The 18,975-nt window shown below is 59.6% G+C and carries 21 protein-coding genes; 2 read left to right on the top strand and 19 right to left on the bottom strand.

Translation table 11 applies throughout. The features are described from left to right. Positions 1–300: 300 nt before the first annotated feature. The 3 genes from ACKVY0_RS08495 to ACKVY0_RS08485 all read right to left on the bottom strand — a co-directional run bounded on the left by ACKVY0_RS08495 (position 301) and on the right by ACKVY0_RS08485 (position 2,238). A complete protein-coding gene (locus ACKVY0_RS08495) occupies positions 301–900 on the bottom strand; it encodes a hypothetical protein (RefSeq protein ID WP_409214370.1) in 600 nt (199 codons plus the stop codon). A gap of 263 nt (positions 901–1,163) precedes the next feature. Continuing rightward, a complete protein-coding gene (locus ACKVY0_RS08490) occupies positions 1,164–1,403 on the bottom strand; it encodes an acyl carrier protein (RefSeq protein ID WP_294399132.1) in 240 nt (79 codons plus the stop codon). 94 nt (positions 1,404–1,497) lie between these two features. Next, positions 1,498–2,238 (bottom strand): hypothetical protein, encoded by a 741-nt coding sequence (locus tag ACKVY0_RS08485; RefSeq protein WP_409214369.1) that lies wholly within the window; start codon positions 2,236–2,238, stop codon positions 1,498–1,500. Positions 2,239–2,379: 141 nt separating this feature from the next. Here ACKVY0_RS08485 and ACKVY0_RS08480 point away from each other — a divergent pair, with 141 nt between their 5' ends. Both ACKVY0_RS08480 and ACKVY0_RS08475 read left to right on the top strand, forming a co-directional pair. After that, on the top strand, positions 2,380–3,078 hold the full coding sequence (locus tag ACKVY0_RS08480) for a zinc metallopeptidase (RefSeq protein WP_409214368.1): 699 nt from the start codon (positions 2,380–2,382) through the stop codon (positions 3,076–3,078). A gap of 42 nt (positions 3,079–3,120) precedes the next feature. After that, positions 3,121–4,194, top strand: a complete 1,074-nt coding sequence (locus tag ACKVY0_RS08475; protein ID WP_409214367.1) for an alpha/beta hydrolase family protein — start codon at positions 3,121–3,123, stop codon at positions 4,192–4,194. Here the strand turns inward: ACKVY0_RS08475 and ACKVY0_RS08470 are convergent. From ACKVY0_RS08470 to ACKVY0_RS08395, 16 genes are read right to left on the bottom strand one after another with little or no spacing between them, the layout of a single operon-like run. After that, positions 4,166–5,383, bottom strand: coding sequence for a glycosyltransferase family 4 protein (locus tag ACKVY0_RS08470; RefSeq protein WP_409214366.1), 1,218 nt, complete (start codon positions 5,381–5,383; stop codon positions 4,166–4,168). The two genes, ACKVY0_RS08475 and ACKVY0_RS08470, sit on opposite strands and share 29 nt — an antisense overlap. Positions 5,384–5,402: 19 nt before the next feature. After that, on the bottom strand, positions 5,403–6,338 hold the full coding sequence (locus ACKVY0_RS08465; RefSeq protein WP_409214419.1) for a GDP-L-fucose synthase family protein: 936 nt from the start codon (positions 6,336–6,338) through the stop codon (positions 5,403–5,405). A gap of 6 nt (positions 6,339–6,344) precedes the next feature. Continuing rightward, a complete protein-coding gene (gmd, locus tag ACKVY0_RS08460) occupies positions 6,345–7,352 on the bottom strand; it encodes a GDP-mannose 4,6-dehydratase (protein ID WP_409214365.1) in 1,008 nt (335 codons plus the stop codon). A gap of 12 nt (positions 7,353–7,364) precedes the next feature. Continuing rightward, a complete protein-coding gene (rfbG, locus tag ACKVY0_RS08455) occupies positions 7,365–8,468 on the bottom strand; it encodes a CDP-glucose 4,6-dehydratase (RefSeq protein WP_409214364.1) in 1,104 nt (367 codons plus the stop codon). A 22-nt stretch (positions 8,469–8,490) separates the two neighbouring features. Then, positions 8,491–9,273, bottom strand: coding sequence for a glucose-1-phosphate cytidylyltransferase (gene rfbF, locus ACKVY0_RS08450; RefSeq protein WP_409214363.1), 783 nt, complete (start codon positions 9,271–9,273; stop codon positions 8,491–8,493). Continuing rightward, positions 9,270–10,226 (bottom strand): NAD-dependent epimerase/dehydratase family protein, encoded by a 957-nt coding sequence (locus ACKVY0_RS08445; RefSeq protein ID WP_409214362.1) that lies wholly within the window; start codon positions 10,224–10,226, stop codon positions 9,270–9,272. The genes rfbF and ACKVY0_RS08445 overlap by 4 nt, the downstream gene beginning before the upstream one ends. Further along, positions 10,219–10,668 carry a dTDP-4-dehydrorhamnose 3,5-epimerase family protein gene (locus ACKVY0_RS08440; RefSeq protein WP_409214418.1) on the bottom strand — a complete coding sequence of 150 codons (450 nt, stop codon included), beginning with the start codon at positions 10,666–10,668 and terminating at the stop codon, positions 10,219–10,221. The genes ACKVY0_RS08445 and ACKVY0_RS08440 overlap by 8 nt, the downstream gene beginning before the upstream one ends. Before the next feature lie 42 nt (positions 10,669–10,710). Then, positions 10,711–11,484 (bottom strand): glycosyltransferase family 2 protein, encoded by a 774-nt coding sequence (locus tag ACKVY0_RS08435; RefSeq protein ID WP_409214361.1) that lies wholly within the window; start codon positions 11,482–11,484, stop codon positions 10,711–10,713. Beyond that, a complete protein-coding gene (locus tag ACKVY0_RS08430; protein WP_409214360.1) occupies positions 11,481–12,632 on the bottom strand; it encodes a glycosyltransferase in 1,152 nt (383 codons plus the stop codon). Before ACKVY0_RS08430 ends, ACKVY0_RS08435 begins: the two co-directional genes overlap by 4 nt. A 38-nt stretch (positions 12,633–12,670) precedes the next feature. Then, positions 12,671–14,464: an asparagine synthase (glutamine-hydrolyzing) gene (gene asnB, locus ACKVY0_RS08425; RefSeq protein ID WP_409214359.1), complete on the bottom strand. Its 1,794-nt coding sequence runs from the start codon at positions 14,462–14,464 to the stop codon at positions 12,671–12,673. A 13-nt stretch (positions 14,465–14,477) separates the two neighbouring features. Then, positions 14,478–15,119, bottom strand: coding sequence for a class I SAM-dependent methyltransferase (locus ACKVY0_RS08420; RefSeq protein ID WP_409214358.1), 642 nt, complete (start codon positions 15,117–15,119; stop codon positions 14,478–14,480). Positions 15,120–15,130: 11 nt separating this feature from the next. Beyond that, the gene (locus ACKVY0_RS08415) at positions 15,131–16,048 is read right to left on the bottom strand and encodes a class I SAM-dependent methyltransferase (protein WP_409214357.1); all 918 of its coding nucleotides are present in this window, start codon (positions 16,046–16,048) and stop codon (positions 15,131–15,133) included. 34 nt (positions 16,049–16,082) lie between these two features. After that, positions 16,083–17,174, bottom strand: a complete 1,092-nt coding sequence (locus ACKVY0_RS08410) for a glycosyltransferase family 9 protein (protein ID WP_409214356.1) — start codon at positions 17,172–17,174, stop codon at positions 16,083–16,085. Positions 17,175–17,182: 8 nt separating this feature from the next. Next, entirely contained in the window at positions 17,183–17,380 is a 198-nt protein-coding gene (locus ACKVY0_RS08405) for a DUF5989 family protein (RefSeq protein ID WP_409214355.1), read from the bottom strand. A gap of 25 nt (positions 17,381–17,405) precedes the next feature. Continuing rightward, positions 17,406–17,846 carry a hypothetical protein gene (locus ACKVY0_RS08400; protein ID WP_409214354.1) on the bottom strand — a complete coding sequence of 147 codons (441 nt, stop codon included), beginning with the start codon at positions 17,844–17,846 and terminating at the stop codon, positions 17,406–17,408. 36 nt (positions 17,847–17,882) lie between these two features. Then, entirely contained in the window at positions 17,883–18,971 is a 1,089-nt protein-coding gene (locus ACKVY0_RS08395) for an acyltransferase family protein (RefSeq protein ID WP_409214353.1), read from the bottom strand. Positions 18,972–18,975 lie beyond the last annotated feature (4 nt).

The raw sequence follows: 18,975 nt of genomic DNA, 5'->3' as shown, positions 1-18,975 counted from the left end.
CCATTCTGCGCGAGGCGGGATGCCTGAGTGCTGAGCGGAAGCGATGGGTGGTTCGATTTTGCCGCAGTGAGGCAGAGCAGCAGAGATGGCAGAGGTTTCCATTCTCTGCGCCCTCTGCCTCTTGGCCCCACGGTGGCAAATCCATGAGCAGGGCGGGCTTCAGGCATGACACCGACCGGAAACGACGCCCAACGTCTCCCATCCGCCCACGCCGCTGGTGCAAACGACCAGCCAGCTCGACTCCGTACGCCGACTCTCCACTGTGATGACCTCTGCCGGTCACGCCATCCACTTGAACGATCACATCGGCGCGCTCGCCACACTGGTCGTCGCGACTTCGTCCACATAGGGCTCACCGGTAATTTTTTCGATCTTCGCGCGGTTCTCCGCCTCGTTGAGTGGCGGCGCTTCCTCGCCGTCGCCCTTGGCGGGGCCGTGGAAGGTGACGTGCCAGTCCAGGCGTTTCCAGCCGCCCTTCACGCGCTTGAAGGTGTAGTGCAGCTTCGGCTGCCGAAAGCCAAAGCCGTCATCAATGGGGCCGATAGCCAATTCGACCTTCAGCGGCGGCTTGGCGGAGGTTTGCTTGATCTCGACCGGAGGCTGGGAGCTGTCGCCTTCCAGGAGGAAGTGGTCGTCCTCCTCTTTCGTCAGGCCATCGCGGTGGAAGGCATTGATGGACCAGTCGTAGGCGGGAAAGGTCTGGGCGATGTCCCACATCGTGGGCTTTTCATCCTCCGGCAGCTCCACCACATCCAAGATCATTTTTTCGGCCATGGCGGGCCGTTTGACCTGAAGCAGGCGTTCATCCTTCATCCGCTGCGCCCGGTGGACGGGTGTCTCGCAGCTTGAGAGGGTGAAAAGGCAAAGAGTGGCGGTGAGAAATGCGATCCAAGAGGTCATGGGCTGCTAAAAAGGATGTAGGCCAAATTGACGAGAAGAAAATGGCGATCTCGTGGCCGCACGCACTTATCGTGATCCGTTCAGACGCCGGATTCACGATCTCACCGGCATACCACATGATCCGATCTGCCTGATCCGCATCACAGCGTTAAGACGGCAGGCCACACTTCGCCGCCGACCTGAAGGGCACGGCGGGATGCCATTCCACAAAAAAGCCAGATGGATGACCATCTGGCTTCTTGGAATGGATTGATGCGGAGCGATTACTCGGCGTTTTCTTCGACGTAACGGACCACGTCGCCGACGGACTGAAGCTTTTCAGCCTCTTCATCGGGAACGTCGATGCCGAATTCTTCCTCGAAGGCCATCACCAACTCGACGGTGTCGAGGGAGTCGGCGCCGAGATCTTCGATGAACTTAGCTTCTTGAGTGACCTGCTCGGGGTTCACGCCGAGTTGTTCAACGATGATGTCTCTGACTTTTTCTGTGATGTTTTCTGCCATAGATGGGGGGTGGTGAGATGGGGCGGAGCTTTAGCGGCTGCCTTTGCTTTGGCAAGGGGAAAATCCGAGCTTTTTGAAGCAGGCGGAACGGATGTCATTGCGGCGTTTCCGCAGGCGGCGTTTCCACGCTCTCCGGTTCGCTGATCTTTTCAATCAACTCACCGCTGAAACGGCTGAGCAGACGTTCGAGAATCTGATCGGCACCACCGAATTTTAAGTCGTCAATCACGGCGCGCTTTTCCGCGCCGCCGTTGAGGCGATACCATGCATAGGCGAGGCCCTTGTGCTCCCATTTGCGTTTATCCACACGGAAGACATCCGCATAGGGGATCGCCACACCTTCATGTGTCACCCAATGGTCCGCTTCCCCACGCAACACCTTGCGGCGGTTGAGCAGCAGGATGATCCCAACGATCACCGCCCCGGTCATGCAGCCATAGGCAAACCAAAACTGCTCCGCGATCTCACGGTCACTGTAGAGCTTGGGGTCTTCCGCCCAGCCATTCTGCGCGGCATAGCTGACCCAGCGCGGCGGTTCGCCATCGGTTCCCGTGGGCAGACCCTTGGCTTTCGCATCCCCAATCCACTGTTCCAACCGGCCTTCTTTCTTGGCTGTGTCAAAGCTCGGCAGGAACTCGGTGGTGAACCATGCTTTTTTTTGCGCCAGTGCGACGGACTGCGGATAGCCACGCACGCCATCATACAGAAACAACAGTCCGAAAACGAGCAACAGCCCTGCCAACATGCCCATGCGACGGAAATACCAACGCGTGACATGGCAGACGATAGGAGTGGTGCTCGCAGGGGTGGGTGAGGCGGGAGAGGGAGATTCCATCAGGAGGTGATTCAATCGCAGACGGGTGCGGAAGCAACCCGGGATTTTGTGTGACAATCTGCGCACAGATTTACAATGTCTGCATGCTTCCCATCGGGGAGTTCTGGCGTAAGAAAGGACAAACCTCTGCCAATATCATCTATGTACCACATTGACCCCCTCTACCTCCTCATCTTCTTCGGCACGATGGCGCTGTCGCTCTTTGCCTCCTGGCGTGTCAAAGGCGCGTATGCACGCTACTCGCAGGTGCCTGCTAGCTCCGGCATGAGCGGTGCGGAAATCGCGCAGCGCATTCTGGACCTCAACGGCATCCGCGATGTCACCGTGCGTTCCACCCATGGCCTGCTGAGCGATCATTACGACCCGACGAACAAGACCCTGGTGCTGTGCGAAGAAAACTTCTATGGCACCAACGTCGCCGCGCTCGGCGTGGCGGCGCATGAATGCGGCCACGCTCTCCAGCACCAGCAGCTTTACGCGCCGCTGCAATGGCGCATGGCGGCGGTGGGCATCACCACCGTGGTCGGCAGCATCATTCCGTTTGTTGGCATGGGGCTGCTCTACCTCGCACCCAAGATCGCCATCCCAATCCTCGCGCTCTGCTTTGGTGTCGTGATGGTGTTCCAACTCATCACCCTGCCGGTGGAGTTTGATGCCACCGCACGAGCGAAGCGCATTCTGGCACAGACGGGTGCCGTCGCCCCCGGTGCGGAAACCGCCGCGATGAGCAAGGTGCTGGACGCCGCCGCCCTCACCTACGTCGCAGCCTTCATCAGTGCGCTCGCCACTTTCCTCTACTACGTCATGCACATGCTGGGCGGCCAGCGCAACGACGACTGAGCGACGCGGACAAATTTCCGGTCAAAGCGGCGTATGCTCTGCATGCGCCGCTTTTTTCTTGCCCTGTTTGTTCCGCTTTCAGTCTGTGCCGATGACATCCCACCCCTGCGCAGTCTCAGCCGCACCAACCTGCTGGAATACCATGCGGCGGATGGCACGAAGAAAATCGCCACGACCGCCGCTGAATGGGAGAGCCGCCGCAAAGAAGCGCTGGCAGGCTTTCAGCAAGTCGCGGGTCCCCTGCCCGGCCCGGAAATGCGTTGTGCGCTCGATCCGCAGATCATCGAGGAGACCGACTGCGGCAGCTATGTGCGCCGACTCATCACCTACACCTCGCAGCCCAGCGGCAAGGTTCCTGCTTACCTGTGCATACCCAAGACAGCACTCGCCGGCACGAATACACCTGCCGTGCTCTGCCTGCATCCGACGGAGAACAAGATCGGCTTCAAGGTCGTTGTCGGACTCGGCGGTAAACCGCACCGCCAGTATGCGTCCGAACTCGCAGAACGCGGCTTCATCACGCTGGCACCGAGTTATCCGCTGCTGGCGGACTACCAGCCGGATTTGAAGGCCTTGCAGATGCCCAGCGGCACGATGAAGGCCATCTGGGACAACCTGCGCGGCCTCGATTATCTCGACTCGCTGCCGTTCGTGGATCACACGCACGGCTACGCCGCGATCGGCCATTCCCTCGGCGGCCACAATGCGATCTTCACCGCCGTGTTTGACGACCGCATCCAGGTGATCGTCTCAAGCTGCGGCTTCGACTCGCTGCTCGATTATTACGACGGCAACATCAAGGGCTACGTGCAGGAGCGCTACATGCTGCGCATGGAAAACTATCTCGGCCATCCGCAGGACGTGCCATGGGATCACTATGAACTCATCGCCTGTCTCGCGCCGCGCCACGTTTTCGTAAATGCGCCGCTGAAGGATGCCAACTTCCGCTGGCAGAGCGTGGACCGCATCGCGGGCGCAGCTCTGCCATTGTTCAAGCTGCACCAGGCAGAGTCACACCTGCAAGTCGCCCACCCCGACTCCGACCACGATTTCCCCGACACCGAACGCTTCGCCAGCTATGAGCTGATCAAGCGCATACTCCTGCCTGCTCAATGATGCGAACCATCTGCGGGCAGAGCATTGCGTGGGAAAACTCCGCGCCGAGTGTCTTCGCCGCCTCATTCACCGGCCTCGTGCCAAGCGCCATCGCTGCGCGAATCTGCCGCACGATTTCAGGCACATCGCCGTTGCGAGCCACGCGTACATAAGTCGGATCGTCCAGTCGGCGTGCCAGATCGCCACCGTGGCTTTGATCCGGGCCGATGAACAAGAACGGAATGCCCAGCATGAGGATGTTGTAGATTTTGCAGGGATGCACGATGCCCACAAACGGATCGCCCATCACCACAAGATGCAGATCCGCCGCCGACAGCGAGCCTGAGAGCTTCGCCATCGGCTGATACGGCAGGCAGGTGATGTTACTCAATGCCTTCGTCTTCGCGAAGGCCTGTACCTTCTTGAACTCGCTGCCGCCGCCGACAAACAGGAAGTGCAGGCGCTCATCTGCCTTCATTTCATCCGCTGCCGCCAAAACGGCATCCAGCGGATGACATGGGCTGTGGTTGCCGGAATACATCACGATGAACTTGCCCGTGAGTCCATGCTCCGCGCGAAACGACTCACGCGCCGACGCGTCATAGCTGATCGCATGATCGTGCGACCACGGCGCATCCGTATGAATGACCGCCGCACGGACACCCTTCGCCTGCAAACGCTCCGCCATGAAGCGATCCAGCGCGATGATGCGTGAGGCACGACGGAAGCTCCAGTTTTGGATGAACGTCAACGTGCGCTCGACGATGCCCCCCGCTTTGAGCCATCCAGCGGCCACCGCTTCGTCAGGATTCAAATCCATCACCCACGGCACCACGGCACCGCCTTTGAGTTTCGCCGCGATGGTGCCGAGTGTGGAGATCAAGGGCGGCGAAGTCAGGCAGACCGTCACATCATGCCTCGGCAGCAGCAACAGGATGCGCGCCGCATTTAGCCAAAAAGTGGCGAAATCGACCAGTCGCCGCCACTTCGCCTGCTTTCCCAGCCCAGGTGTCCAGATGCGGCGGATGTCGATACCCTGCCAAGTTTCGCGCACAGGGTAATGCACCGTCGGATCATCGTAACCACGGCATGATGCCACCACCGTGACCTGATGGCCGACTTTCACCAACGCCAAGGCCAAATCCGTGAGATACTGCGCCGTGGCGACGTGATCCGGGCGGAAGCACTGGTTGAGGAGCAGAACTTTCATCTCGTTCGCGGCGGTGCGATCAGCCGCGCAGGCGGTTTGCCTCCAATTCAGCCAGAAACGCTCGATAGGTATGCTCTAGGCCGTCTTTGAGCTGGATGTGCGGCCGCCAGCCGAGCGCGTTGAGCCGCGAGGTGTCGAGCAGCTTGCGCGGTGAGCCGTCGGGTTTGGATTCATCCCATACAATCTCACCCACGTAATCCACCACTGCGGCCACCAGTTCCACCAGTTCGCGGATCGTGATGTCACTGCCAAAGCCGACGTTGACCAAATCCGGCGGCTCCGCGAGCTGCATCAAATGGGCGCAGGCATCGGCGAGATCGTCCACATGCATGAACTCACGGCGCGGCTGGCCCGTTCCCCAAGCCTTCACTTCACTCAGGCCGGCGACCTTCGCCTCATGAAACCGCCGGATGAGCGCCGGCATCACATGCGAGTTCTGCGGGTGGTAGTTATCGCCGGGACCGTACAAGTTCGTCGGCATGGCCGAATGAAAGACGACGCCATACTGCTTGCGGTAATACTCCGCCATCTTCACCCCGGCGATTTTCGCGATGGCATAGGCCGCGTTGGTCGGTTCGAGCGCCGAGGACAGCAGACAGTCTTCATGCATCGGCTGCGGCGCCAGTTTGGGGTAAATGCACGAACTGCCAAGGAACAGCAGCCGCTTCACTCCTGAGGTCCACGCGCTGTGGATGCAGTGAGTGGCGATGGCGAGGTTCTCGTAGATGAACTCCGCCGGGTAGGTGTTGTTGGCATGAATGCCGCCCACCTTGCCTGCGGCTATGATCGCGGCATCCGGCTTCTCAGCGGCGTAAAACGCCGCCACCGCCGCCTGATCGGCCAGATTGAGTTCCTGCCGTGTGCGCGTCACCAGCGTGACACCCGGAACCTTTTGAAAGCGCCGCACCAGCGCACCTCCCACCATGCCCGTGTGACCGGAAATAAACAGCTTCATCATGCTTCAGAGATTCTTCACCCGTGCCTCGTGTTCAGCGAGTTTCAGGTCAGCTTCAACCATGATTTTCACCAGTTCCTTGAAGCGCACCTTCGGCTCCCAGCCAAGCTGCCTGCGAGCCTTCGCAGGATTGCCGATGAGCAGTTCCACCTCGGCGGGCCGTTCATAGCGTGGATCAAGCACGACGTAGGATTCCCAATCGAGTCCCAGCAGGCCGAACGCCTCCTGGCAGAATTCGCGCACGCTGTAGGTTTCGTTCGTCGCCACCACATAATCATCCGGCGTTTCCTGCTGCAGCATGAGCCACATCATCTCCACATACTCGCCGGCAAAACCCCAGTCGCGTTTTGCCTCTAAATTCCCGAGATACAGCTTGTCCTGTAGCCCAACCTTGATGCGGGTGGCCGCACGGGTGATCTTACGCGTCACAAAGGTCTCGCCACGCCGGGGACTCTCGTGGTTGAAGAGGATGCCGTTGGAAGCATGCAGCCCGTAACTCTCGCGATAGTTCACCGTCAGCCAGTAGGCATAAACTTTCGCGCAGCCATAGGGTGAACGCGGCCAAAACGGCGTCGTCTCCGTCTGCGGCACCTCCTGCACCTTGCCAAACATCTCCGAGGATGAAGCCTGATAAAAGCGCGTCTTCTTCGCCAGTCCAGCCTCACGAATCGCCTCCAGAATGCGCAGTGTGCCCAGTCCATCCACATCGCCAGTGTACTCCGGGATGTCAAAAGACACCTTCACATGCGACTGCGCCCCCAGATTGTAGATTTCATCCGGCTGCAGCTCATACAACAGCTTCACCATCTGCACCGCATCCGCCAGATCGCCATAATGCAGGATCAGCCGCGCCCCATCCACATGCGGATCCTGGTAGATGTGGTCGATGCGCCCGGTGTTAAAGCTCGACGAGCGGCGGATGACACCATGCACCTCGTAGCCTTTTTTCAAGAGCAGTTCGGCCAGATACGAACCATCCTGTCCGGTGATGCCGGTGATCAGTGCTTTTTTCATGCGTGGCTCAGGTTAGGCGGTCCACCGCAGTCCTATCGCGGCGGCGTCTGCGTGATAACGCCTGATCTGCTCGGGTATCAGGGCGGCGGCCGCGCCTAGCAGTTGGAAATGCGCCTGGTAAAACTCGGTGGTGTATTGCACCGCTTGCTCAAACTGCCACGCAGGCTGCCATTGCAGCAGGTGGTAAGCCTTGTCGATGCTGAGATTGAGCAAGCCGGCTTCATGCGGCGCGCTTTGCTGGGGAAGATGATGCCACGCACCGCTCCAGTGCTTGAGAATCTCCTCGACCACCGCTTTGACGGGACGATTGCCATCCACCTGCGGGCCAAAGTTGAAGGCGGCACGAAAATCTTGGTTGTCGCTGTGTTTGGCCAGTTCTGGGTGGCGCAGCAACGCACCGAGCCACAGATACCCGCTCAACGGTTCGAGCACATGCTGCCAGGGCCGCGTCTGCTGCGGATTGCGCACCGGGATCGACTCGCCACGCGCCAAGGCACGCATGCAATCGGGCACGATGCGATGCTCGGCCCAGTCGCCGCCGCCGATGACGTTGCCGGCACGCGCGGTGCCAAGGCTGAACCCAGGCACGCTGGCGAATGACTTCTGGTAGCTCGCCACGATGAGTTCGGCGCATGCCTTGCTGGCGCTGTAGGGATCATGACCGCCGAGACGGTCGGACTCGCGATAGCCGTGCAGCCACTCGTTGTTGTGATAGCACTTGTCCGTGGTGATCACGACCACCGGACAGGGCCGGGGTGAGCAACGCACGGCATCCAGCAGATGCGCGGTGCCGAGCGCATTGGTGGCAAAGGTTTCAACCGGCGCGTCATACGAAGCGCGCACGAGCGGCTGTGCGGCGAGATGGAAGACGAGATCGGGCTGTTCTGCGCTGATCCACCGACTCACCGCCGCAGCGTCACGAATGTCACTGCGCGTGTCGCCCATGCGTGCGGACAGGCCGAGCGTGTCGAACAACGCGGGGCTGGTCGGTGGATCGAGCGCATAGCCGCTGACCCTGGCCCCGAGCAGCAGCAGCCACTCGGAGAGCCACGAGCCTTTGAAGCCGGTGTGGCCGGTGACGAGGATTTTTTTGTCGCGATAAGTGTCTCCAAACATGATGTGAGTCAGTGTGTACCTGCTACCAGATTTTCCAGGGCGCGTTGCCTTCGTGCCAGAGGCGGTTGAGCAGTTGAAACTCCTGATAGGTGTCCATCGGCTGCCAGAATCCATCGTGTGCGCACACGGCCAGTTTGCCGTCGCGGATCATGTCATCCATCGGCGCGCGCTCCAGCATCATGGCGGGATCGTCGGGCAGGTAGCGAAACAGCTCGCGGCTGCAAACCATGTAGCCGCCGTTGATGTAGCCGCCCTCGGCCTGCGGCTTCTCATTGAAGGCCACGACGCGTGCGCCCTGATCGATGCGCAGCTCGCCAAAGCGCCCCGGCGGATGCACGCCGGTCAATGTGCAGACGGCTTGCTGCTCCAGATGCGTCTTGATGGTGCTGGCGATGTCGATGCTGCCCACGCCATCGCCGTAGGTGAGAAGAAAATGCTCATCGCCGCCGAGATGCTTTTCAATCTGCCGCACACGCCAGGCGGTCATGGATTCCTCGCCGGTCTCGGCCAGCGTCACGGTCCAATCTTCCTCGCCGTGCTTGTCATGAAACACCGGCGGCGCGCCTTTGCCGAGGCTCAGCGTCACATCACCGGCGTTCCAGAGATAGTTGCGGAAGTAATCCTTGATCATCTCGCCCTTGTAACCCAGGCACAGGATAAACTCACGATGCCCCTGGCTGGCGTAGTACTTCATGATGTGCCAGAGGATCGGACGACCGCCGATGGGCACCATGGGCTTCGGCCGGTATTCGGTTTCTTCGCGAAGACGGGTGCCTTTGCCACCGCAGAGTATGACGACTTTCATAAGGTTGGATGGGTTGCGCCAGAGTTGAACCAGCGGGCGCAGGCTTGCAGAGTCAGATCGATCTCGCCGGGAAAATTCTCGCGCAGCGTGATGCCTTGCGCGCGCATCTTCGCGCAATCGTAATCAAGCGCGGGAATGGGGCCGCTATGCTTTGCGGGCGCATGCAGCTCGGGCCGTGTGCCCAGCACTTGCGCGCAGCGTTCCTGCACGAGTTCCGCCATTTCGCCGAGCGAATGAGAGCGTGAGCTGCCGATGTTCATCAGGCGGAAATCATCGGGCGCGGGATTTCGCAGGCAATGCTCGATGGCATGACAGATGTCCTCCAGCGTGATGAAATTGCGCAGCAGGCGCGGGTCCGAACGCAGTTCCAGCCGGTTGTTCTCCACCGCTTGACGGCAGAGGTCGTTGATGATGAGCGACCAGCGCGTCATGTCCGGCTGCGCGGGTGCACCGAAGCCGTTGGCGAGGCGGAGGATGGTGGCTGTCATATTTCCACCGGCACATGCCGCGATGACTTGATCCTCCATCAAGCGCTTGATGATGCCATACGGATGCACGGGCCGTGGCAGCGTTTCCTCAGTCACCTGATCCTGCATCGCGCGGCCATAGACATGAATGGTGGAGGCCAGCAGCACATGGCGCACACGCGCGCGCGCCGCCGCTTGCAGCAGGCCGTACGTGAATGAAAACGCCTCGTGCGTCATCGTCACAGGATCAGCGGCGGCTTGTTTTTCATCGGGACAGCTCAGATGAATGATCTGCGTGACGCCCTCGAGCAAGCATGGTCCTTCCGCCGCCCAGTCGCCGCGAAAATGCACGACTCCCAAATCCTGCTCCGCGCGCCGCGTCAATTGCAGCACCTGCAAGCCGCTTTGCCGCAGATGATCCGCGAGCCTGCGGCCGAGATAGCCGAGTCCACCGGTGATGAGCACTTTGCCGGCGATCTCAACCATGCTTGATGTCCCAGTTGTAAGGGATGGATTGATCAAAGGGACTCATGCGTGAAATCTCACCCGGATCGTGCGGGATGTCGGTGCAATTAGCCACGATGGCCGTTTCAGTACCCACGCCTTTGAAGCCGTTCCACACCATCGGCGGCACGGTCACGAGGCAGTAATTGTCGGGGCCGAGAAAAATCTCCTGCACCTTGCCGCGCGTCGCACTGCCTTCGCGGTCGTCGTAGAGCACGAATTTAATCTTCCCATGCGGCACGGCGTAGTTCAGCGTCATCTTGCTGTGGATGTGCCAGGCCTTGATCGCGCCTGGATGCACGCAGGAGAAATAGACTTCGCCAAAGCCTTTGAAGACCGGGCTTTCGGCTTTCAGCATGTGCATGATTTTGCCGCGTTCGTCGGGAATCTGACGCAGCGGGGTGATGGTGACGCCATCAATCAGTGAGGTGGGTGCGGACATGAGGGGTGGGAAAAAGGGTGCGTATCATTCATCATCCGGCAGGCAGCGTTTCTCAAGCAGTCTCAATGACAGCATGATTTCCGCCAACACGCGCTGCCAGGTGTAAAACCAGCCGCGCCAGCCGTCGAGAATCAGACCTTTGGCGAACAGGCAGTAAAAAAAGGTGAGCACGGGCGCGACGACAAGCAGCCGTCGCGCACGATCCTGCCAGCGCAGCTTGTCAGATGATGCGGCCGCGAGTTTTGCGGCCTCGAGCTTCGCGCAATGATCCTGCGAGACGAACCAGCGCGAGAGCGGCTTGCGATCATCGTGCTGAATCGCCGTGCTGAGAAAAGCGGACGCGCCGGGGATTTGGAGCAACTGCGTGTGTCCGTCCTGAAGGTAAGTGCAGCGGTCTTTGCGGAACAACACGGCTCTCGGCGGATAAAGCGTGGCACGCAACGGTCTGCCATTCACGCAGTAATGGAACCGCGCAAACCAGGCGTCAGCCTTTGCCTCCGGCTGATCGCGCAATTCATTCTCAAAGCCTGCGCAGAGGACGTAATCGGCATCCAGTGAAAGAATCCAGCGTGATGGCGACTGGCTGACGCCGTAATTCCATTTCGTGGTGTGGTCGGAATAAACATGCTGCACCACCCGTGCATTCGGATAGCTCGCAGCGATGGCCGTAGTCTCATCCGTGCTGCTGCTGTCCACCACGATGACGGTCGCGGCCCAGGTAAGACGATCCAGGCAGCGGCGCAGGTTGGGCGCTTCGTTGTAAACCGCGATGACGGGTGTGATGTCGTGCAGATTCATCGGGCAATGCAATCCGAGTAAAGTTTGACCAGACAGGTGGCCATCGACTCTGTGCTGAAGTGCTCACGCGCCAGGGCGCGACTGTTCTCCCCCATTTGCCGCGCTTGATCGCGATCACGCAGCAAGGAGGTCAGCGCTTCACCAAGCTCAACGGTGCCGGACACGACTTTGAGACTGTCGGGTTTCAGACGATTGGCATCAGCAGCGAGTGCCACATGCGGCGTGGTAATGCAGGGCAGACCGGCGGCCATGGCCTCCAACAAAGCGATGCCAAAATTTTCCGAGTACGACGGTAGCACATAAATCTCAGTGGCAGCGAAAGCGGCGAGCTTGAGGCTGCCATCGATAAAGCCGGCCCAGGTGACGTGATCTTGAATACCGAGTGACTGCACCTTCTGTTTGAGGCTGCTCGCGTATTCAGCGTCGCCTTCGCCGGCGATGATCAGATGCAGCGTCGGAACCCGCATGGCTGCAAACGCCTCCAACAGCAGTTCGATGCCTTTCTTCGGATGGATGCGCGACATGAACAGAACATTACGCGTCGCACGAGTCTCAGGATGGCGCTCGTGGAAGAGCGCGGCGGCGGGCAGGGATTGAAACGGCGCGACATCAATGCCGAGCGGAATCACGACGGGCCGTGCTTTGAGCTGGAAGCGAGCGGCCTCGTTCTGCTCCTCGACGCTGGTGTAATGAATAGCCGCCGCGTGATCGAGCGTCGGGCGGTCCATGAAGCGAAAGCTCAAGTCCTTGAGCCAGCGCCTGCGGTTCTCCATGCCCCAACGGTTCAACACACCGAGCGGCCGCACGATGTAAGGAATGCTACTCCGCCGCGCCGCCTTCGCCGCCGCGAGCGGTGCGTGTGAAAAACAGCCGTGCAGGTGCATGAGGTCGTAAGCAGGTGCCTGCTGCTTGAGCCACGCGCTGAGTGGCAGCGATACTTTGTAGAACTCGGTCTGCTTCGGAAAATAGAACACGCGGTAGCCGCCGCCTATCTCGCGCTGCATCCGCCGACCTGGGCCGTCATCATCCGTGGTGGCGACATCCACCTCGACACCCTGGTTCAGCAGCGCTTTCGCCATCATGGGCAGCGCAAAGCTGGGGCCGCCTTGCGAGGGCGAAAGAGACGGGATGACGTGCAGGATTTTCACAAAGCAGAAAGCTGAAATTGGAAAGCAGAAACCGGGGGCTACCGACGTTCGAGCCAACGTTTGAGCATGAACAGGCTCCATTTCTGATACCAGCTTTGCAGCGGCACGGGCGTGTTACGCGTGGCCTGTGCGAAGTCATCGCGCCATTCGGGTGCTGCGAGCCACTGTTGAAAGGGAAATAGAAAACCGCGCTTGGGCTGAGATGACACCCAGTCTGGAATCTCAGGCACAGCGGCGAGCAGAAGCTTCTTCCCCTGCTGTAACCGCACCGCCGCCGGCACGCGGGCGAGTGTGTCAAACAGCCGGCGGTCCACGAAGGGCACGCGCAGCTCCAGCGCATGCGCCATGCTCATCACATCGCTGTCTTTGAGCAGTTGGTTGCGCATGTAGAGCGTCAGTTCGAGTTCGCTGACCTGATCGGCAACCGTAGGTTGTGCAGGATCAGTTTCATCAGCGAGACTACGCGGAAGTTCAGTCTCTGTTATTCCCGCGACAAAGGCGGCCATCCGGCGTGCCTGGATCTTCGGAAACACACCACGAAACGCACCATAGGCCCCTCGCAACGTGGGCTGCTGCTCAAAATAACCGCCAAGGCGCTGGAACGGCACGCGGCTGGTGAAACGTTGCAACACGTCGCCCGCCACACCGCGCAAAGGTCCGAGACCACGGGCGAGGCGGGCGATCTGCGGCACTTTGGTGAAGCTAGGATAGCCGGCGAACAATTCATCTCCGCCCAAACCTGAAAGCACCACCTTCATGCCCTGCTCACGCGCGAAGGATGACACGGTGAAAGTGTTAAGGCCGTCAATCGTCGGCTGATCGAACGATTCGAGGAAGGAGCCGAACATGCGACGCCCCTGCGCGGCATCCAGCCGCAGTTCGTGATGCTGCGTGCCGAAATGAGCGGCGGTGCGCGCGGCAATGCTGCTTTCATCCAGCGCCGCATCATCGAGTGCGATGGAGAACGTGCGCAAGTCCTGCGCACCGGTCAGTCGTGACAGCGCCACGAGCGCGGTGGAGTCAATGCCGCCGCTGAGAAAGACGCCGACCGGCACATCGCTGACAAAATGGGCGCGCACCGAGTCCAGCAAGGCGTCCCGCGTGCTTTGAACATGGTCCGCCGCCGCGGTCTGCCGGGAAGTCGCGGACGGTCCAAAATCAACCTGCCAGTGCGATGCGGTCGTGATCCTGCCATCTTGCCAGGTGAGCGAATGGCCGGCCTCCAGACAACGCACATCGGCAAGCAGCGTTGCGGGTTCCGCAACGGAGCCAGATTGAAAGTACGCAGTGAGCGCAGCGAGATCGAGCTGCCGCGACACATGGCCGGAGGCTTGCAGCGCCTTCAGCTCCGAGGCAAACAACATCGAGCCGCCCGTGACCGTGTAGTAGAGCGGTTTGATGCCGAAGGGATCACGCGCCATGAAGCAGGTGTTCGCTTTCTGGCTCCAGATCGCGAAGGCAAACATGCCGCGCAGTTTCGGCAGCATCGCCGCGCCTTCTTTTTCATAGAGCCGCAGCAGCACCTCGGTGTCGGAGTGTGTGCGAAAGGTCACGCCGCTTTGCTCCAACTCGGCGCGCAGTTCACGGAAATTAAAAATTTCGCCGTTAAAGACGATGGTGAGGGCGGACTGCGCGCACACCATCGGCTGATGACCGCCCGGCGAGAGATCGAGGATGGCCAGTCGCGTGTGCGCGAACTGCGCGAGTCCGCATGATGAAGACCAAAGTCCCCGATCATCCGGCCCACGATGCCGCAACGCCGCCTGCATGGCCTGCAAAGCCGCGCCGTGGGCCTCAGGCTGGCGGTTCAATATTCCGGCGATGCCGCACATGAAACTTGAGGGGTCAAACTGGCTTCCTTCCGTAAAACACCATCGTCATCCACAACCAGGGGATGCGCCCCACGCCGCGAAATTGTAGCTCCACGAAGCCCTGCTCCGACAACAGCCAGTGCAGGGTCTTGCGGCTCCAGAGCTTGATATGGCCGCCATCCCACATGGGGCAGAGGTGCGTGTCCCACTTGTTGCAGACGGATAGCAGCAGGTTTTTGAGATACCCATGATATGGCGTCGAGCAGATGAAGCGGCCGCCGGGTTTCAGGGCTTTGCAGCAGCCACGCGCATAAGGCCGTGGGAAGCACAGATGCTCCACCACCTCGGTACTGATCACCACATCGAAGGGTTCCTCGCCAAGGTTGGCGAGGATGTGTTCGTCGGCGGGCAGCACTTCAAACCTGCCCTCGGGGTACGCCTGCCGTGCCTGTGCGATGCCCTGCTCGCTGAGGTCGATGCCCGTAACCTTGCAGCCCAGCTTCAAGAATTCACCGCAGGTGCAGCCATTACCGCAGCCCACATCAAGGACACGCGTGCCGGGCTTCAGTTCACCAAGCAGGTCACGGATGACCGGCATGAAGTACTTATGCATGTGGGAGACCTCGGCGGTAGTGAAGCCAAAGTCCCGGTAGGCGGTTGGAGCGGATTCAGACATGCTGGTGCTGATCACGGCTTGCGGAGCGTCGTGATGAGGAACGAGCCCTGCTGGCAGGTGTTGGTGATGAAGCGGCTGAATGCGTTGGGCGTCAGCCGCATGAGCGCATCTTTGAACTTCGAGGCGGGCAGGAGGAAGATTTCTGATTTCTGGCCTTTGATCAGGAGCTGGTCGAGTGCGAAGCCCTTGCTTTGCACCAGATCGGCCCATTCCTGCTTGGTGTAGAAGCGGGCGATGGCGCCGTCGGTGTAGAGCTGCACCAATTCGTGCAGCGAGCGCTTTTTCAAGAACCCGCCCTGGAGGATGCCGCGGAAGAGGCCGGTGGTGATGTAGTAATAGAGGAAGCTGCGGTAATAGACCATGATGGTGGCCGTGCCGCCGGGGCGGAGCACGCGGTGCATCTCCGCCAGGATCTGACCGGTGTTCGCGGAGTGATGAATCACCCCCCAAGACCAGATGAAGTCGAACGAGGCGTCGGGGAAGTCCAGCTTCTCGGCGTCCATCTGCCGGATGGTGCCGTTGAGGCCGAATGCCTCGAATCGTTTGGAGGTGCTCTGCACCGCATACCCGGTCAGATCGATGCCGGTGTAGCTGTTGCAGTGCGGTGCGATGAGCTGGGCATGGCTGCCATTGCCCACGCCGATCTCCAGCACGTCTTTCTGCCGCAGCTCGGCAAAAGGAATGATCTCATCGAACGGCCGCTCTTGCGGCGGCATGTAGCGTGATGAATCAAAGAAGAAACGGGCGTCGATCTCCTGGTAAAACTCGCGCGAAAATTCAGCAGCGGGAATGCGGCCGCCCCAGTCGTAGCGCATGGGATTTTTCTCCCACCAGGAGCGGTTGTGTTGCTGCCATTCGCCTTGCTTTTGCGCGTCAGGCAGTTCGGTGGGCGTGGAGAAGCCCGGCGGGAGTTTTTGATTGGTGTCCATTCTGGTTGGGGGGATGATTTTTTGCCTGGGTGGATCAGGCATGCCTAATCTGGCACAGTACTGCCTCGCAGGCACTGACAACGCGATCCACCTGGATGCCGGTGAGACATTCATTCGAGTATCTGCACACCTGAAGCAAGCAGCCAGCGCAAGTAACGTGATGCCGGAGCACCTGATGTCCCCGTCCGTAGGGGTGCCAGCGCCCGGGCCAGTCGAGCGCTGAAAATATTCCCACGCAGGGAGTTCCCATGGCGGCGGCCAGATGCATCACACCAGTGTCGTTGCCCAGATAAAACCGCGCCCGGCCCAGCAGGGCGGCGGATTCGCGGACGGTCAGCTCACCAGCAGCGCACAGGCCCATCCCCCACCCGGCAATCAGTTTCAGACCCAGTTCCCGATCCTCTCCGCCACCGAAGATCATCGGCAGCAAGCCATGCTCGCGGATGAGCCGGCGCCCCACTTCGAGATAACGATCCCACGGCCACTGCTTGGAGGACCATTTGGAGCCGCTGCACACCGCGAACCAGCCGCGTGGAGCCAGCTCCCGGCCGTGCTGCCTCTCCCACCATTGATCAGCACGCCCCTGCTCCGAGGCGGTGATGCGCAAATCCATCATGCCCTCACCCGCTTTGATTTCCGGCAGCCCACTCGCCGCCAGACGGCTGAGCAAGGCATCGGCCTCATGCATGACCGGCGTCAGAGTGCCGTCAGCCTCCCTGGGAAAGGCATCATCAGGGTAGCCCTCGAAACCAAGCGTTTGTTTGATCCCCGCCAGACGAAAAAACCAAGCGTCCCGGCGACGCTGCCGGGGCGAGCGAATCGTGGGCAGCAGATACACGGCGGCATCGAACTGTGAGCGGCGCAGCAGCCCAATGGTTTTGGCTAGGCCGATCAGTCTGCCGGGCGAGGTGCCGCTTTGGTATTTGAGATAGTCCTGAATCAGCCCCTCGGGTGGCAGCACCAGTTCCGGCGGCAGCGCACCGCCGCTTTGGGGGATTTCACTCAGCAGGGTGATCTGCGCCTGTGGAAACTGCTCCCGCAGCAGCCACAGACTCGGCAGTGCCGCAATGGTGTCGCCGATCTGACCAAAGCGGTAGATCAGGAGTCGTTGGATGCCGGTCAGCATCTGAACCGTCAAAACAAGGTGTAAATGAAAGGCGCAGCAGCCGTGCCGCCCAAGACGATCAGCAGTCCGAGCACCATGAGCACGAGCAGCAGTGGAATGAGCCAGAATTTTTTGTTCTGACCCAGGAAGGCGATGAACTCACCTAGTATGCCAGTTTGCTTCCGAGTGGAAGCCTTGGCGAACTCGTTGTCTGTATCGTTGCTCATGGTTCCGCAGCTTGAGGGATTGATATTAGGACTGGCTGAAGTAGCGCACAGGGTCAGGCGCCGCCACAGCGTCATTCCAATAGGTTTTTGCCGTTCTGTCCACTTCTTTGCGGATGGGACTGCGCCCCAGGGTTCGCCGCAGCAAGCCAATCAGGGTGAAAATCGTGTAATAGAAGACGCTCAGCAGCACATTGCTCACGATCAGGCCGATCGTGCATGACAGTGCGTACCACCCGCAATAGAAGGGGCGGGCAATGACCGGCAGGAGCAGAAAGAGCAGACCGACACCCGCGCCATAACTGGCGATCTTCAACGGCAGCACAAAATTCCAGTCACCTTGACGGAAAAAATGCCAGAGCAGGAAGACCAGCGAGATGATGGGGAAGCCGATGAGGAGGCTTTTGGCGAAGCTGCGAAGGGCCGCCGTGTCTGGCCGCCAGTTAACGTGTTTGAATGGATTGATCATCTGAAAGAGGAACTGGCATCGCTAATGGGCAGCAAGTTATTGGTTGGTTTCCGAGATTTTGGTGCATGCTGAATTGTCGTCTGATTTCCTTCCTGAAGACAATTTTTTTGCCAAATGTCGGGCGAGCCGGTGAGATGGATGCTCCACCAGCAGGTACAAGAGCCATGCGGATGCCAAAATGAAGGAAACCCGAATGGTCCAGTTGAGATTAAATCCAAAATCCGGCAGCGGCAGGGCATCGAAGGCGGTATTGGCAACCATATGAATCAGATACAGCGAGTAGCTCCATGCTCCTGCTTTCTCCAGCAAATTACCAAAGCGGCCAAGGTGCCTGCTGTGAAGGAGTGAAGAGGCAATCTCCATCCGTAACCAGAAAAACACTGCCACGGCAAACAAGCTCAGCGTCCATGGGTAGCCAAGGGGTGAATGGAAGCGCAGAACGCTGCATGTCCATCCCAACATCCAGACTGCACCACGATAACACCAAAGGAGCCTATGGTCGGCTTTCACTGTATGGAAATCTGCCTCTGCAAGCATGCAACCCAGCAGCCAGCACGGCAAGGCAACCAGCCAGGCCATGGATGGTCCAAATGGTGTGTAATCCAAGGCATCTGGATGCGATAGCACGGTCAGATAGGAAACAGCGTATGACAAGGCTATGATGCGGAGCCAGCCCAAACGACCCCGCAACCAGTGGAGCAAAGGATACAGGGTATAATAAATCAACTCTGCCAGCAGGCTCCACAGCACAGAATTTTGAAACAGGGCAAGATTTACATTTAGCGGCCAGGCAAGCAGGACGGCTGCAATCATGGGCAGAAAGATGCGCACATAACGCCGGGCAAAATAAGGCCGCGCATCAAGGCGCTGCAAATGCCGGTGCGGATAGTGGATGCAAAAGCCTGATATGACGAAAAAAACGATCACCGCCGCCACTCCCGGAAAAATGTTTCCGTAGATGCCCTGTATCGTAAGAGCGACGGCGTTACTGCGATCCAAGCCTTGAGTCAAAGGAGGGTAACCACAATGACTAAAGACAACAAACAGCGCCGCCACAAAACGCACAGCGTCGAGTCCGGTGATTCGAACATTGGTAGAGTGTGTGTTTTCAATAGCTGCTGGCATGGGG

The organism is Prosthecobacter sp., assembly GCF_046154365.1.
Lineage (GTDB): Bacteria > Verrucomicrobiota > Verrucomicrobiia > Verrucomicrobiales > Verrucomicrobiaceae > Prosthecobacter.
Note: the sequence above shows the minus strand (reverse complement) of the source record. Positions and strands in the feature narration are given on the sequence as shown.